Annotated in this window: 13 protein-coding genes; 5 read left to right on the forward strand and 8 right to left on the reverse strand. The window is 62.6% G+C overall.

Annotated features, from left to right (window positions below; genetic code table 11):
- Positions 1-26: 26 nt before the first annotated feature.
- Genes HX875_RS29015 through HX875_RS29030 form a run of 4 tightly spaced genes read right to left on the reverse strand, consistent with a single transcriptional unit; the run spans position 27 to position 4,659 of the window.
- Positions 27-1,292, reverse strand: a complete 1,266-nt coding sequence (locus HX875_RS29015; protein WP_177048038.1) for an efflux RND transporter periplasmic adaptor subunit — start codon at positions 1,290-1,292, stop codon at positions 27-29.
- Positions 1,282-2,763, reverse strand: coding sequence for a TolC family protein (locus HX875_RS29020; protein WP_177048040.1), 1,482 nt, complete (start codon positions 2,761-2,763; stop codon positions 1,282-1,284). The genes HX875_RS29015 and HX875_RS29020 overlap by 11 nt, the downstream gene beginning before the upstream one ends.
- The gene (locus tag HX875_RS29025; protein ID WP_177048042.1) at positions 2,756-3,955 is read right to left on the reverse strand and encodes an ABC transporter permease; all 1,200 of its coding nucleotides are present in this window, start codon (positions 3,953-3,955) and stop codon (positions 2,756-2,758) included. Before HX875_RS29025 ends, HX875_RS29020 begins: the two co-directional genes overlap by 8 nt.
- Positions 3,952-4,659 (reverse strand): ABC transporter ATP-binding protein, encoded by a 708-nt coding sequence (locus HX875_RS29030; RefSeq protein ID WP_177048044.1) that lies wholly within the window; start codon positions 4,657-4,659, stop codon positions 3,952-3,954. Before HX875_RS29030 ends, HX875_RS29025 begins: the two co-directional genes overlap by 4 nt.
- Positions 4,660-5,022: 363 nt before the next feature.
- On the opposite strand from HX875_RS29030, the gene HX875_RS29035 reads away from it, so the two are divergent.
- Positions 5,023-5,778 carry a TetR/AcrR family transcriptional regulator gene (locus HX875_RS29035; protein WP_177048046.1) on the forward strand — a complete coding sequence of 252 codons (756 nt, stop codon included), beginning with the start codon at positions 5,023-5,025 and terminating at the stop codon, positions 5,776-5,778.
- Positions 5,779-5,883: 105 nt separating this feature from the next.
- Positions 5,884-7,134: a YncE family protein gene (locus tag HX875_RS29040; protein WP_177048048.1), complete on the forward strand. Its 1,251-nt coding sequence runs from the start codon at positions 5,884-5,886 to the stop codon at positions 7,132-7,134.
- A 122-nt stretch (positions 7,135-7,256) separates the two neighbouring features.
- On the opposite strand, the gene HX875_RS29045 is transcribed toward HX875_RS29040, so the two are convergent.
- A complete protein-coding gene (locus tag HX875_RS29045) occupies positions 7,257-8,102 on the reverse strand; it encodes an alpha/beta fold hydrolase (protein ID WP_177048050.1) in 846 nt (281 codons plus the stop codon).
- 105 nt (positions 8,103-8,207) lie between these two features.
- Here HX875_RS29045 and HX875_RS29050 point away from each other — a divergent pair, with 105 nt between their 5' ends.
- The gene (locus HX875_RS29050) at positions 8,208-9,071 is read left to right on the forward strand and encodes a LysR family transcriptional regulator (protein ID WP_177048052.1); all 864 of its coding nucleotides are present in this window, start codon (positions 8,208-8,210) and stop codon (positions 9,069-9,071) included.
- On the opposite strand, the gene HX875_RS29055 is transcribed toward HX875_RS29050, so the two are convergent.
- The 3 genes from HX875_RS29055 to HX875_RS29065 form a co-directional block, all read right to left on the reverse strand.
- Entirely contained in the window at positions 9,072-10,133 is a 1,062-nt protein-coding gene (locus HX875_RS29055) for an FUSC family protein (protein WP_177048054.1), read from the reverse strand.
- A gap of 164 nt (positions 10,134-10,297) precedes the next feature.
- Positions 10,298-11,923, reverse strand: coding sequence for an NADP-dependent glyceraldehyde-3-phosphate dehydrogenase (locus HX875_RS29060; RefSeq protein WP_177048056.1), 1,626 nt, complete (start codon positions 11,921-11,923; stop codon positions 10,298-10,300).
- 78 nt (positions 11,924-12,001) lie between these two features.
- Complete coding sequence (locus HX875_RS29065) at positions 12,002-13,264, reverse strand: MFS transporter (RefSeq protein WP_177048058.1); 1,263 nt, start codon at positions 13,262-13,264, stop codon at positions 12,002-12,004.
- A gap of 126 nt (positions 13,265-13,390) precedes the next feature.
- Here HX875_RS29065 and HX875_RS29070 point away from each other — a divergent pair, with 126 nt between their 5' ends.
- Positions 13,391-14,113, forward strand: coding sequence for an ArsR/SmtB family transcription factor (locus HX875_RS29070; protein WP_177048060.1), 723 nt, complete (start codon positions 13,391-13,393; stop codon positions 14,111-14,113).
- A gap of 28 nt (positions 14,114-14,141) precedes the next feature.
- Positions 14,142-15,008, forward strand: a complete 867-nt coding sequence (locus tag HX875_RS29075) for a Dyp-type peroxidase (protein ID WP_177048062.1) — start codon at positions 14,142-14,144, stop codon at positions 15,006-15,008.
- The last annotated feature ends 195 nt before the right edge of the window (positions 15,009-15,203 follow it).

Raw genomic sequence — 15,203 nt, forward strand, 5'->3', positions numbered from 1 at the left:
GGCAAGCCAGCTCCTACAGGTCGGGGTTATGGCCCGACCTTCACAAACCCCGGCTTTAACCCAAATACCTCAACGCCTTGCGCCGTCGACTGCCCGGTGGTCACCGTCACCCGCTCCACCGGTTTATCCATCGCGGCCCGATACTCCACCGTCATCACCCCATCCCCGCGACTGATCGCCTGGGCCGGCACCACAATCGCCTGGTCATTGTTATAAGTCACGATGGTCAACCGCGCACTCATCCCCAGTCGCACCCGTTGCAACTGCTGCGGCGTCAGCTTGGGAATCGACAGCGTCACCGGAAACTGCGCGCTGCCCTGGCTGTCGCTGGCAATTGCCAAGCCGCTGACCACACTCACCGACCCCGTCAGCCGCTCCCCGTCAAACCCGTCGCCCATGACCTCCACCGCTTGCCCTTGGTGCAGCTGGTTGATGTCCAGCTCCGAGACCTTGGCAACGATTTTCAGCTTCTCGATATTCGCCAGCCCAAACAGCACCTGGCCCTGGCTGACCTTGCTCCCGGCCTGCACCGGCGCGTTGTTGTTCCCGCCGCCCTGGGACGATGAGCTGCCGCCCGGCGCCGGTACCACGATGCCGGAGAACGGTGCCTTGACCTCCTTGCCATCGAGCAGGGTGCGCAGGGCGTCATATTTCACCGTGGCGTTGGTCAGCTCCATATCGGCGATCTGCCGGTACTCGCCTTGGCCTTGTTCCATCGCCTGCTGCAACTCGCCACGGGCTGCCGCCAGGTCGAGTTGTTGCTGGATGGCCTGTTGCTTGAGGTCGTCGAGTTCGTTGCGCGGGATGATGCCGCGCTTGAACAGGTTTTCGCTCTCGGTGAGTTTGCGCTGGGTGTTGCTGGCGCTCATTTCGGCGGTGCGCAGGTTGCGGCGGGCGCGGCCGACTTGTTGGCCGCTGTCCCAGTCCTGCATTTCCTGCACCGTGCGCCGGGCCTTGAGCTGCGCGGAGAGGGCGTCGCGCAGTTGCACTTCTAGGGTGGCCGGGTCCATTCGCAGCAGCACCTGGCCGGCTTCCACCCGCTGGCCCTGTTCCACCAGGTTGGCCTGCACATTGCCGTCGAAGGGCGCGGTGAGGGTGATGGTGGTGTCGGGCTCGATCTTGCCCACCAGGCCGATCTGGTGCACCAGCGGGTCGACCTTTACCGCCAGCCATTGTTCGGCGTTGCCGGGCGGGTTGGCGGCCGGGCTCTGGCGGCTGAGCAGCGTGATGCCGACACCGGCCACCAGCACCATCAACACGACACCCAGCAGGCGCTTCTTATTAGTAGTCATTAAGGGCGATTTCCCAACTTTCCAGCGTCATGCCCAGGGTCAGGTCGAACTGAGTCTGGGCGTTCAAATAAGCAATCAAGGCATTGAGCCGTGAGTTCTCGGCGTTGCGCAGGTCGGTTTCGAAACTCAATACCTGGAAGTTGGTGGAGCGCCCGGCGCTGAGTTTTTCCCGTTCGATTTCGATCTTGCGCTTGGACAGCTCCACCGCCCGCTGGGAGATTTCATACTGGCGCCAGCGGGTGCCCAGGTCACGCACCACATCGTTGACGTCGCGCTCCAGTTGCTGGCGGGCGTCGGCGATGATGATTTCCTGATTCTCCGCGTCGACCCGCGCGTGCACTTCGGCCTGGCGGGTGCTGATATCGCCGATGGGAATCTGCACCTGCACGCCGGCATAGCTGTCCCAGCGCCGGTTATTGGAGTGGCCGTTATCGTCATTGGTGTCGGCCCGTATCTGGTTGGCGCCGGCCACCAGGTCCACCTGCCAGCGGCCGGAGTCCTTGGCGATCACCAGGTTGAGGTCGGCCTGTTGACTGCCGAGCAGGGTGGCCAGGTAGTTCGGTTGCTGGTTCTGCGCGAGTACGAAGGCCTGGTGCTTGTCGATGTCCATGCGCTTGGCTTCAAGGGCTTCGGTGGCGCGGATCGGCGTCGACAGGTCGAGGGCCAGCAGGCGCAGCAGGGCCAGGCGGCTGGTGTCGAGTTGGTTCTGGGCTTCTTCCACCCCCAGTTGCTGGGTGGCGATGTCGGCTTCGGTCTGCACAATCTCGAACTCGGCCATGCGCCCGGCGCTGATCAGCGCTTTGTTCACTTCCAGCAGCGTGCCGGAGCGTTTGAGGGCGTCCTGGACGATGCTCAGCTGTTCCTGGGCCCGCAGCAATTCGCGGTAGGTGGTGATGATGTTGCTGATGGTCTGCGCCACGTTGGCCTTGAGGTTCAGGCGGTTGGCCTGCTCCGACAGGCGTGACAGGCGCAGCGGGGCGGTGGTGGCGTCCCAGCCGGCACCGCGCATCAGCGGCTGGATCACCGAGAGGTCGAGGCCGTCGCTGCGGTAGCGCCCGGCACGGTCGGCGTTGTTCAGTTGCTGGGTCCAGTTCATGCTCAGGCGCGTGCCGTATTCGCCGAGCAAGGTGGCGTTGGGCGCCAGGTTGGCGTTGCGGGCGTTGTCGTCGCTGCCTTTGTTGGCGCGGTAGTAGCTGTTCAGGGTCAGCTTGGGGTTGAAGGTGTCTTCGGCCACCCTCAGGTCGAATTTCTGCGCCACACGTTGCAGGTACGCGCTGCGAATTGCCGGGTTGTTGCGCAGGCCCAGGTACACCGCGTCGCCCAGGGTCAAGGTGGTGGACTGGGCGTTCAGCGACACACCGCGCTCATAACCGCTGCGGGTGGTGCTGGGCGCCGACGGGCGAATCACCACGTCGGCGGCCACGCTGTGCAAGCTCACCAGAGCGCTCAACAACAGCAGCCGTTTATTCATCGCGCAAGGCCTCCACCGGTTGCAGGCGCGAGGCCGACACCGCCGGATAGATCCCGAAAAACAGCCCCACCAGCAACGTGCTGCCCACCCCCAGCGGCAGTGCGGCCACCGCCAGGGAAAACTGCCAGCCGGACAGCCAGGCATACAGGTACGCGGCGGTCATGCCCAGCACCGCGCCGCATAATGCGCCGACGGCGGTCAGGGTCACCGCTTCCAGCAGGAACAGATTGCGAATGTCCCGCTGGCGCGCACCGAGGGCCATGCGAATCCCGATTTCCCGGCGCCGCTCCGAAACGTTCATCAGCATCACGTTCATCACGCCGACGCCGCCGCCCACCAGGGAAATCGCGCCCAGGGCCAGCAGCAGGTAAGCGAAGGTACGGCTTTGCCGGGTCATGCCATCGATCATTTGCTGGGGCACCTGAATGTCGACATCGTGGTCGGTGAGCTGGGTTCGCAGCGCCGCCGCTGCGTCCTGGGCCACACGCTCCATGTCCTGCCCGGAGCTTGCGCGGATAATCACGTTGGCAACTTGCGGATTGGCGTAGATGCGGCGCATGCCCTGGGCGGGCACGAACAGCGATTCGTTGGCCTGCACCGGGATCAGCATTGCCCGGGGTTGGCTGTGCAGGATGCCCACCACCAGGAACAGGTAATCGTTGATGCGCACCCGGTCGCCCAATTGCAGCGGGTCGCCGGGCGCGCTCAGGGCCTGGGCGATCTGGTCACCGATGACCGCGTAGGTTTCCCCCGCATCGAAGCTCGACAGGAAACGCCCCTCGCGTACCGACAGGCGCATCGCGTCTTTCAAGTCCGGCGTACTGCCGACAAAGTTTGTGTTGACGGTGCGGCCATGGAACACCGCCGGCCCGCTGAACAACGAGACCGCGCCGATATGGGCGATACCGGGCACGCTGCGGCGCACGGCCTCCAGGTCCAGGCGGGCGGGCATCTGTGCGGTGCTGGCACCCTTGGGCGGAAATTGCGCCACCAGGGTGTCGGTGCCCATGTCTTTGAAAATCATCGCTGCGTCTTCGGCGGCGTTGTGCCCGATATTGATCAGCGCCACCACCGATGAGCTGCCGATGACGATGCCCAGCAAGGCCAGGATCGAGCGCTTGCCCAGGGTGCGCAGGCTGACAAATGCCTCGTGCAGCAATTGGCTCAGGCTTTGTTCGACCCGCAGGCTCATAGGCGCCCGGCCTCTTGCACCACGCCGTTGCGCACCAGGATCTTGCGATTCAGGCGCTCGGCAATGTGCGGGTCATGGGTGACGATAATCAGCGTCACCTGCTGTTCGCGATTGAGCGCCAGCAGCAGGTCCATGATCTCCTGGGCGGTGGTGCTGTCGAGGTTGCCGGTGGGTTCGTCGGCGAGGATCACCGAGGGATTGCCCACCAGGGCGCGGGCGATGGCCACCCGTTGGCGCTGGCCGCCGGACAGGTCCGCCGGGCGATGATGCGCACGCTCGGCCAGGCCCACCTGGTCCAGCATGCGCAGGGCCTGTTCCACCGAGTCATGCCGCGACACGCCACGGTAGCTCAGGGGCAGGGCGACATTGTCCAGGGCACTGAGGCGCGGCAGCAGGTTGAAGCTTTGAAAGACGAAACCGATCTGCTGATTGCGGATCGCCGCCAACTGGTCGGGGCTGGCGCTGAAAATGTCATGGCCGGCAAAACGGTACTGGCCGCAGTCGGGCAAATCCAGCAGGCCCAGAATATTGAGCAGGGTACTTTTGCCGGAGCCGGACGCGCCGAGGATGCCGCAGCTGTCACCGCTTTGGATGGCCAGGCATACATCATTGAGAATCGACAGGTGTTGACCGGCCAACTGATAGCTTTTGCCGATGCCTTGCAGGGAAATGAAGCCTGGGTGCGCGGGGGTATCTGTCATCATGACTACGCCTGCAGCCTCGACGGCACCGCGCATCCCCTGAAAATCCTTGTAACAAGTTCAGGGGCTGCCTGGTACACGTCACGGACTGGTTTTATTTCTTGTTTTTAAAATATTGTTTGAATACTAACCGCGATCCCGCCGTTCCGCCAGCCATGGATATAGAGCGGTTTTACCCTTTGAAACGATTCCTCTACGGGGCATTTCAGGCGCCGGAAAAATCCATCAGCTACCCTCAACGAGCCCGTCATTGCTGGCTTTGGATGGTATGGCGCAGTGTCACTACTTGCTTTCAGGCAGCGGCCCCGGTATAAAAAATCAAATTAATTTTTAAAACAATATTTCCGCAGTGGAACCCCAATCCCTATGGTCGCGAAGAAACTCAGCGCTCCAAACGTTACCAAGACCCGATTGCTGGATGCGACAGAGGCTCTTTTCATCAAATACGGCTATGACGCCGTTTTGTTGCGGCAGATAACCGAGAGGGCGCAGGTCAATCTCGCTGCGGTGAATTATCACTTCGGGGACAAGGATTCCCTGATGAAAACCCTGTTGATGCAGCGCCTGGAGCCGCTCAACGAGCAGCGCCTGGAGCTGCTCGCGCGGTGCGAAGCCGAATCCGAAGGCCCGCTGGACTGCGACACCTTGCTGGGCGTGCTGTTCGCCCCGGCCATGGGCCTGGAGCGCAGCGACCCGGCGAGCGGGGAAGGGCGTTCGTTCATCCGTTTCCTGGGGCGTGTGTACAGCGACACCTCGCCGTTTATCCAGGAATACCTCAAGGTGCATTACCAGCCGGTGTTCCAGCGCTTCTTTGAAGCGTTCGCCCTGGCCCTGCCGGATTTGCCGCGCAACGAACTGGGGGTGCGCCTGCAATTTGCCCTCAAGGCGATTTCCGGGGTAATGGCCGGCACCGAGCTGCGCTTGCTGATGAACTCCATGAGCCTGGGGCGGCCGGCGACCGATGCCGAAGTGATGGCCAAACTGATCACCCTGGTGTCGGCGGCGATTCGCGTGCCCCAGCAAAGCCCTGAGGCCGAAACGGCTCTGGCGCGGGTACTGGACACGCAACGTGCGATCCGCGAGCAAGCGGCTGCCCCGAGCGCCGGAAAGGCCGTTCGCTGACCTGTTGTCCGTCGGTCGCCACTGTCAAATTTCACAGCTATACAAGCAATCCGATGCATTGCTAAATCGGGCAGACACCATCGCCCGATTTGCAGGTGCCCGAATATGGCTGAGCAGCATAACCCCGGACCCAACCCGCCGACCGTTGAGGATTTGACTGCGCCAGTGGGTACGCCGCTATTTATCAACGGCCCCTACACAATCACCCCTTTGGGGCACTTGAGGCTTCGTCTGAGCCTGCACGATGACGCCTACCGGCCAGTCCCCGAAGGTGCGGTACTCATCACATTGCCGGACGGGGCGTTCTTTGATGACGGCAGCAGCGGCGTTCGCAGTTTTGTAACCGACGCGGCTGGTTTTTTGCTGGTCGAAGGTATTCAAGGGCCTGGGATAACGGGGCGTTATACCTTTAATGCACAGAGCGGCTCGAAACTCGCCTCTGCCTCGCTGGCGGTAGTGGCTAACGGGCCCGATGAAAAGATACCGCTCCGATCTCCCCAGGGCAGTGCATTGACGCCTGACGGTACGCGGCTTTATGTGTGCGCTTTCAGCGATCGATACATGGCCGTGCTGGATACGCTCATGCTGCGCATCCTCTATCGAATTGTCCTGGACTTTCCCCCTCTTGAGGTCGTGATCAACCCCCAGGGTACTCATGCATACGTCAGCCATCAGCAAGGGTTGTTGATTATCACGCTGAGCAGCCTGCAAGTGATATCCATGAGACTGGGACGCCATGATACCGGCCTGGTCCTCAGCCCTGATGGACGTAATCTGTGTTTCTGTGTTCAGGGAGGGGGCGTTGCCGTTCTCGATACGCTGACCCAGGAGGTCGATACAGTCGAGATGACCCCTACAACACCGAACGCCATCGTCGTCAGCCCGGATAACCGCCATGGATTCGTTTGCAGCCGATTGAGCGCAACACTGTCGGTCATCGACATCCTTGAACGGCGGCAGGTCAGGTCCATCCCGCTGATTGCTGCGGGGACAGGCATGGCAATCAGCCCTGATGGTGCGTTGGTGTATATCAACCTTTCCGGCCTTGCGCGGATGGCGGTGTTTGACACTGCCAGCAACCAGGTAAGCGACTACATCCTGCTGACCAACAGTCTGTTTGATACCTTGGCCGCCAGTCCTGACGGAAACTGGCTATACACCACCAATGGCACCTCTGTGATCACAGGTTTTCTGGCGGCAATCGATACCTCGAGAAAAGAACAGGTCCTGACCCTGGCGGGTGAGGGCCCCCGTCATGTGAGCATCAGCCCGGACGGTACCTGTATCTTCGTCAGCAACAGGGGTGATAACACCTTGCAATCCTTACACCCGCAGGTGGCGGGTCTGGATAAATGACAGGCAAAAAAAACCCGCTGGGGCGGCGGGTTTTTAAGTGCAGCATTTGTAACGGATGAGGCTTCACACTACGGCTGGGGATGTGAATAAAACGTGAAAAATATGTAAGAAAAAGTGTGAAGTTAATCGCTTGTGTGAACGCGGCCAATAAAGTCCAACAGGTACTCGCTCACCCGTCCCGGCGCGTCCTCCATCAGAAAGTGTCCCGCGTTTTCCAGCACATGCAGGGCAGCCCCCGGAATATCCCTTTGCAGGCGCTGCGCATACACCAGCGGCTGCCACTCGTCTTCGGCGCCCCACAGAACCTGCACCGGCAAATCCATGCCTGGCAGACGTTCGGCAAAATCGGCGGTGTACCGTGCGTCGTAATGTGCCACCTGATGCTGGTAGAACGCCGGCTGGCCGACCACACCGCTGATCGGTGCCAGGTACGCCTCCAGCAACTCACCTTGCATCACGCTCTTGTCAAACACGGCCATGGCCAATTGCCGGCTCATCAACGCCTGATGTTCGTGCGGCCCCATGCGCCCGTGCTCGGCAAACCGTTGGTGAATCCCGCGCCAGGTGGGTGATGGCCACGAGTCATAGCTGGGCGCGTCGGCGATCGTCAATGAGCGCACCCGGTGTGGGTGCTCCAGGGCAAACAGCAGCGCGATGACGCCACCGATGTCGTGCCCCACCAAGTGCACGTCCTCAAGCCCCCAGTGGTCGAGCAAATTGCCAATCAGCTGGCTTTGCGCCGCCACTGAAGTGTCCGCTTGCACGGGGCGCTCCGAAGCGCCGAACCCCAGCAGGTCGAACAGGTGAACCTGCAGGCCGGCGGCGGTCAGATGCGGCACCACATTGCGCCAGATGATGGAGTGGGCGGGCGTGCCGTGCAGCAACAGCACCGGCAGCCCGTCACCGTGGCGGCCTGTGGCAATGCGCCAACCGTTGATCAAGGCAACTTCGTTCAGCAGGGCAGTCATGGCAAATCCTCGCGGTGATGAAGGCTTTACCCTAAAGCGCCGCTGGCCATGACACCAATGACAACTTACTCTCTGCCAATCCTGTTTTTGTCATAGGCCATGCTCATGAACCAGCGACTGCCCATCGATGTACTGAGGGCCCTGCAAACCGTGGTGGAAACCGGCAGTGTCACCCGGGCGGCTGAGCGGCTGAATCTCAGCCAGTCGGCGGTCAGCTGGAAGATCAAGCGGCTGGAGAAACAGTTGGAGCGGCCGCTGATCCAGCGCGAAGGCCAGCGCCTGGTGGCCAGCGACGACGGTGCGCAGTTGCTGATCCACGCCCGGCGCATCCTTGAAGCCCACGACGCGGCCCTGGCGCACTTCAATCCGGTGCAGCTGCAAGGCACCATCCGCCTGGGCGCCACCGAACAGGTGCCGATGGCCGAGCTGTCGAACCTGCTGGGCCAGTTTTCCCGGCAGCATCGCCAGCTTGATGTGCGGATTGTGGTGGAACAGAGCCACGTGCTGCGCCAGGCCCTGGTGGACCGTGAACTGGACCTGGCGCTGCATCAGGATTTCACCCACCGCGTCGAAGCGCGGGACCAGTTGCTGTGGAGCGAACATGTGCACTGGTGCGCCCAACCCGGTTGGCACCACGCACCGGATGATTGCGTGCGGCTGATCACGTTCGGGCCTGGCTGTTTCTACCGGCAACTGGCCCAGGAACGGCTGAGTGCCTTGGGCATTCCCTGGCAGGTGGCGGTAGAGTGCGGTTCGGTGGAGGGCGTGATATCGGCCATAGCCGCCGGGTTGGGCGTGGGCCTGCTCAGCAGCGATCACCTCGACAAGCGCGTGGCAGTGCACCGACCTTTCGAACAGCAGATGCCGCTGCCCGAAGTGGCCAATGTATTGCGCTTCGCCGAAGACAGCCCCGAGCCCCGGCTACAGGCGTTCCAGCACCTGTTGGTCCAGGCGCTGCACCGGGATTGATCAGATTTTCCAGTGGCTGGCGGTCTTGGCCAGGCGCTGGCGCATGTCATCAACGTTGGCTGCCAGTTGCAGAGTCAATAACCGGTAACCGTCCAGCGGGTTGACCACCGGCACTTCAAAGGTCTGCTCGTGGGGCGTCGTGTTGCTCGGCCGCTCCAGTCGCTCGGTCACCCCCGACTTCAAGGCCCGTGCCATCCCGATCAACTGCACCCGTATCTGTCGATGCTCGCTCTTCAACGCCATCTGCATCCGCGCCAGGGCTTCCTTGTCCCGTGGGTCGGGCCGGGTGTTGCCGAGGATCTCCAGGGTGCTGATGCACATGCGCAGGTGCCGCTGGATGATGTCCAGTTCGGTCATGGAAATCCGCACTTCCTTGGACACCGACGGCATCAACGAACGCAGTTGCAGCATGGCGGCGTTAAGCCGATTGAGCAGCTTGAGGTGTTCATCATCGGTCACCGACTGGCCGCTGATGATCCGGCTGTAGATCGCCGCGCAATCGCGCAAGGCACTGGCCAGGTTGTAGCGCCAGGAATACACCGCGTACAGCGGCAGGGCGAAGGAAAACGCCAGCGCCAGGACGATGCCAATCAGGATGTCCACCGTGCGCCACAACCCGTCCGACAGCGGGTTGTCGCCATGGCCGGCGACGATAAACACGGTGATCGCCGACAGCAGCGCGATGTACCCGCCCTTGCCGATGGCGTGATAGGAAAAGAACCCGCACACCACCGACATCAGCAGGTAGGTCAACAGCGGCTGGCCCAGGTAGGTCTCTTGCACCACCAACAGCAACCCGACGCTGGCCCCGATCAACGTACCGTAGGCACGCTCGACGGCTTTCTTGCCGATATTGCCGTGGTGCTGCAAGCCGCCGATCACGATCAGCATCGTCACCGAGGCCCACTCACCGTGGGGCAGGTTGATGCCGGTGGTGAGCAGGATCGTGGCGAGCAAGCCGATGGAAACGCGTACCGCGTGGATCAGTTTGGCATGACGGTAGCGCCGGTACGGGTCCAGCAGCGGGCGCAGCAAGCGGCGGGCGAAGAGGGGTAAGTGCAATGAAAACGGTCTCAAGGTGGCCTCGGTCGAACAGGCGCCGTCGACTCAGGGTGGGAGCTGGCTTGCCTGCGATAGCGGTGTCATAGCCAACATCACTGTTGGAGGTGAGTCCGTCATCGCAGGCAAGCCAGCTCCCACAGGAGTCCGGCGACCTATTTCAGGGTTCAGAAAATATAGTCAGTGGTCAGGAAGCTCGACGTGCGCTCCTGCAAAATGTCGCTCACCAGTTCCTTGTTGCTCGCCTGGAACTTGGTCGCCACCAGGGTACGGATCGAAAACACCCGCAACGCATCATGTACCGACAGCGTGCCCTCGGCCGAGTTCTTGCGCCCGTTGAACGGGAAGCTGTCGGGCCCGCGCTGGCACTGGGCGTTGATATTGATCCGGCCCACCTGATTGGCGAACGCATCCACCAGCCGCCCGACTTCACCCGGGCTGGTGCCGAAGATACTCAGTTGCTGGCCGAAATCCGATTCCAGCACGTAGTCGATCACCGTCTCCAAATCGCGGTACGGCACGATCGGCACCACCGGGCCGAACTGTTCCTCGTGGTACACGCGCATCTGCGGGTTCGCCGGGTACAGCACCGCCGGGTAGAAAAACGAGCCACGGCTGGCGCCGCCATTTTCATTCACCACCTTGGCGCCGTGGGCCAGTGCATCGGTGACCAGGCCTCCGAGGTAATCAACCTTGCCCTGCTCGGGCAGCGGCGTCAGCGATACACCGTCTTCCCACGGCATGCCCGGCTTGAGGGTGGCCAGCTTGCGGTTGAATTTCTCGATAAAACTGTCGACCACATCCTCGTGTACAAACAGGATCTTCAACGCGGTGCAACGCTGGCCGTTGAACGACAGGGAACCGGTGACGGCTTCGTTGACCGCATTGTCCAGGTCGACCTGCGGCAGCACGATCCCGGGGTTCTTCGCGTCCAGGCCCAGTGCCGCACGTAGACGGTGAGGCTTTGGGTGCAGCTTCTTCAAATCGCTGGCGGCCTTGTTGGTGCCGATAAACGCAAAGATATCGATCTTGCCGCTGGCCATCAGCGCGCTGACGGTCTCGCGGCCGCTGCCATAGATCACGTTGATCACGCCGGCGGGGAAGCTGTCGCGAAACGCTTCCAGCAACGGGCGAATCAGCAGCACGCCGAGCTTGGCCGGCTTGAACACCACGGTGTTGCCCATGATCAGCGCCGGGATCAGCGTGGTGAAGGTCTCGTTCAGCGGGTAGTTGTAAGGGCCCATGCACAGCGCCACGCCCAGCGGCACTCGACGGATTTGCCCGAGGGTGTCCTGTTCCAGCTCGAAGCGGCTGGAGCGGCGGTCGAGTTCCTTGAGGGCGTTGATGGTGTCGGTAATGTAGTCGCAGGTGCGGTCGAATTCTTTCTGCGAGTCCTTGAGGTTCTTGCCGATCTCCCACATCAACAGCTTCACCACCGCGTCGCGTTGTTCACGCATGCGCCGCAAAAACGCTTCGACGTGCTGGATGCGATCCACCACGCGCATCGTCGGCCAGGCGCCCTGGCCACGGTCGTAGGCGGCCACGGCGGCGTCGAGGGCGGTCAGGGCGGTGTCGGCGTCCAGCAGCGGGGTGCTGCCGATGATCACCGGTGTGTCACCGTCGGTACCGCGCAATTGCACCGGGCTGCGTACTTCGGCCAAGGGGCCGTGCCACACATGCAACTGGCCGCCGACCAGGTAATCACGTTGTTCAATGGGCGCCGCGAGCCGGAATTGCTCGGGAATCTCGGCGGCAGTGGGAAACAGCTGGGCGAGCAGGTTGTCGGTGGTCATGTCGCTACCCCTTAAGTGGTTGCAAAACGTGACTAGAGATTCACCCATCAACGCCCCGTGTGGCAAGGGCTAGACGCATTACGCCCGGATGTGGCCCGCCAACAAGCCACCGAACAGCGCCACCCCGAGCGCCGCGCCCACCTGTCGGGCGGCGTTGAGGGTGCCGGCGGCGATACCGGCGCGGTGCTTGTCCACAGTGCCCATCAAGGCGCTGGTGGCAGCGGGGGTGATCAACCCGGCGGCCAGGCCGATCACCGGCATCGGCAGGGCGATCCACAGGTAGGACGTGGTGGGGCCATAGAGCAACAGCGGGCCGAAACCCGCCAGGTATAAAAGCAGCGCCACACCAATCAACCGTTCGCTGCCCCAGGCCTTGACCAGTCGGCCGGCGACCAGGCTGCCGAGGCTCACCAGTGCGGTCAGCGGCAGGAACGCCAGGCCCGTCCATAACGGTGAGTAACCCAGCACCCGCTGGAAATACAGGCTCAGCAGAAATACCAGGCCGTAGAGCATCAACGCCGAGATCAGCGACACCGCCACACAGGCGCTGAACACCGGATTGGCGAACAGCTTGAGCGGCAGCATCGGCTGGGCGTGGCGAATTTCAATCCGGATGAAGGTGCCCCAGGCCGCCACGCTCAGCAGGCCGGCCAACAGAATCGGCGTGGAGGACCAGCCGCGAACCGGGCCTTCGATCAGCACGCCAATCAAGGTCGCCAGCGCCAGGATCGCACTCAATTGCCCGCGCACATCCAGCGCCCTTGGCGAGCGCTCGCTGGCGTTGAGCCTGGCGCTCAAGCCAATCGCAATCAGCCCCAGCGGCAGGTTGGCGAGGAAAATACTGCGCCAGCCAAACAGCTCGATCAGCACGCCGCCCACCAACGGGCCGGCTGCCATGGCGATACCGCCGCAACTCGCCCATACGCCGATGGCCGTCGCACGTCCGGCCGGATCGTTGGCAAAGGCCTGGTTGATCAGCGTCAGTGAGCCGGGCACCAACAGCGCTGCGCCAACCCCTTGCAGTACCCGCGCCGCCACCAGCGTCATCCAGTCGCCGGACACGCCGCACAGCAACGAGGCCAGGGTAAACACCACCAGGCCCACCAGATAAAGCCGGCGGGCACCAAAGCGATCCCCCAATGCGCCGCCACTGAGCAGCAGGCTGGCAAAACTCAGGGTGTAGGCGCTGACCACCCATTGCAGCCCGCTGATGCCGGTGTGCAGCGTGGCGGCGATGCGCTCCAGGGCGACATTGACGATGGAGGTGTCGAGAATCACCAGCACATAACTGAGGCTGGTGGCGGCCAGTACCCGGCGTTGTGCAAGAAGAGGAGAGGGCATTGCGATCATCCTTGAAGAACCAGGCGGCGAATCTAGCGCGGGCGCCGGTGCCGATGCTTCGACGGTGATCGAAGCATGGCGTCGTTCGCTGCGCCTATACTGGCGCGGTCCTGCTGGAGACCTGCCATGCCCCTTGCTGCCAACTTTTCCGATGTCGCCGCGCTGATCGCCGAGCCGGCCCGCGCTGCGATCCTGCTCGCACTGTTCGATGGCCGCGCGCTCCCAGCCGGCGAACTGGCCCATGCTGCCGCCGTCACGCCGCAGACCGCCAGCACCCACTTGGCCAAACTGTTGGCCGGTGGCTTGCTGACCTGCGAAACCCAGGGCCGTCACCGTTATTACCGTCTGGCCGGCGCCCATGTGGCGCGGGCCATCGAGTACCTCTGCGTGATCACCCCGGTGCCGGCCAAACCCCTGGCACGCCAGGCCCAGGGACTGCGGTTTGCGCGCTGCTGCTACAACCACCTGGCCGGGCAAATGGGCGTCGCCATCACCCAGGCCCTGGAACACTGCGGGTACCTCCTGGCCGTGGAGGACAAACGCTACGAACTGCTGCCGGCAGGGGCGCAGTGGTTTGCCGCGCTGGGCATCGACCTGGCGGCGCTCAAACCCTCGCGCCAGGGCCTGGCGCAGCAGTGCCTGGACTGGACCGAGCGCACCCATCACCTGGCCGGCCCCCTGGGGGTACAACTGCTCAACGCGCTGTGCGAGGCCGACTGGCTGCGCCGCTCGAAAAACTCCCGGGCGGTGCTGGTCACGCCCAAAGGCTGGGCGCAACTCAAGGCACAGTTGAAGCTCGACCCGCGAAGCCTGGAAAACCTTGAGCACAACCCGGCACTGGCCGGGTAAACTGCGCGGCTTTCTTGAAGGAGTTCACATGAGTCAGTACCAGCCGGGCATTCTTGCCGCACCGGTGCCGTTGCAGGCACGCCATCTGTTTTTTGCCATTGAGTCCGTGGACGCTGTGCCTGCTGCACTGGATGCGCTGGTGCACTTGGTTGACGCGAATGCAGTGGTCGGTTTCGGTGAGCCGCTGGTCAACGCCTTGGGTGCCCGGATTGAAGGGTTGCGGGCGTTCCCTCATGTGAGCGGGCCGGGGGCGGAGAATCCGTCGACCCAGCAGGCGCTGTGGGTCTGGTTGCATGGTGTGGATCGCGGTGAGTTGCTGTTGCGCAGCCGGGCGTTTGAGAAGGCTCTGGCGCCGGGGTTTGGTCTGGTGCAGATGACCGAGGGTTTTCGCTACAAGACCGGGTTTGACCTGACTGACTATGAGGATGGCACCGAGAATCCGCATGATGATGCGGCGGTGGATGCGGCGGTGGCGCCGGGTGGGGCGAGCTTTGCGGCGATCCAGCAGTGGCAGCATGACCTGGATGGGTTTGCTGCTTTGCCGGCGGTGGAGCGGGATCACATTATTGGTCGGCGTCATGGTGATAACGAGGAGCTGGAGGATGCGCCGGAGTCGGCGCACACCAAGCGTACGGCTCAGGAGAGTTTTAGCCCGGAGGCGTTTGTGGTGCGTCGGTCGATGCCTTGGGCCGAGAATGGGCAGGCGGGGTTGATGTTCCTGGCGTTTGGGCATTCGTTTGATGCGTTTGAAGCGCAGTTGCGGCGGATGAGTGGGCTTGAGGATGGGATTGTTGATGGGTTGTATCGCATCAGCAAGCCGTTGACTGGGGGGTATTATTGGTGCCCGCCTGTGCGCGATGGGCGGGTAGATTTGGGTTTGGTTTTTTTGGGTTGAGTACATATCCGTTGCTGCGGTAACGGCGGCTTATGGTTCCGCTCTTACAGCGGGTCACTTTTGAAAAGCGCAAAAGTAACCAAAACGCTCTGCCCCGCCTGTCGGCACCTCGCCTAGGCTCGGTGTTCCCTCACTCCGGCATTGCTCCGCGGGCCGCCGCGACGGGGCGTCCCTGCCCCGTCGCGGCTAAACCGG

Origin of the sequence: Pseudomonas yamanorum (assembly GCF_013386765.1) — a bacterium.
GTDB classification, from domain to species: Bacteria; Pseudomonadota; Gammaproteobacteria; order Pseudomonadales; family Pseudomonadaceae; genus Aquipseudomonas; species Aquipseudomonas yamanorum_A.

What these genes read in the sequence shown, in the direction of transcription:
- HX875_RS29015 (WP_177048038.1), bottom strand. Translation starts at nt 1,292, where the DNA reads ATGACTACTAATAAGAAGCGCCTGCTGGGTGTCGTGTTGATGGTGCTG.
- HX875_RS29020 (WP_177048040.1), bottom strand. Translation starts at nt 2,763, where the DNA reads ATGAATAAACGGCTGCTGTTGTTGAGCGCTCTGGTGAGCTTGCACAGC.
- HX875_RS29025 (WP_177048042.1), bottom strand. Translation starts at nt 3,955, where the DNA reads ATGAGCCTGCGGGTCGAACAAAGCCTGAGCCAATTGCTGCACGAGGCA.
- HX875_RS29030 (WP_177048044.1), bottom strand. Translation starts at nt 4,659, where the DNA reads ATGATGACAGATACCCCCGCGCACCCAGGCTTCATTTCCCTGCAAGGC.
- HX875_RS29035 (WP_177048046.1), top strand. Translation starts at nt 5,023, where the DNA reads ATGGTCGCGAAGAAACTCAGCGCTCCAAACGTTACCAAGACCCGATTG.
- HX875_RS29040 (WP_177048048.1), top strand. Translation starts at nt 5,884, where the DNA reads ATGGCTGAGCAGCATAACCCCGGACCCAACCCGCCGACCGTTGAGGAT.
- HX875_RS29045 (WP_177048050.1), bottom strand. Translation starts at nt 8,102, where the DNA reads ATGACTGCCCTGCTGAACGAAGTTGCCTTGATCAACGGTTGGCGCATT.
- HX875_RS29050 (WP_177048052.1), top strand. Translation starts at nt 8,208, where the DNA reads ATGAACCAGCGACTGCCCATCGATGTACTGAGGGCCCTGCAAACCGTG.
- HX875_RS29060 (WP_177048056.1), bottom strand. Translation starts at nt 11,923, where the DNA reads ATGACCACCGACAACCTGCTCGCCCAGCTGTTTCCCACTGCCGCCGAG.
- HX875_RS29065 (WP_177048058.1), bottom strand. Translation starts at nt 13,264, where the DNA reads ATGCCCTCTCCTCTTCTTGCACAACGCCGGGTACTGGCCGCCACCAGC.
- HX875_RS29070 (WP_177048060.1), top strand. Translation starts at nt 13,391, where the DNA reads ATGCCCCTTGCTGCCAACTTTTCCGATGTCGCCGCGCTGATCGCCGAG.
- HX875_RS29075 (WP_177048062.1), top strand. Translation starts at nt 14,142, where the DNA reads ATGAGTCAGTACCAGCCGGGCATTCTTGCCGCACCGGTGCCGTTGCAG.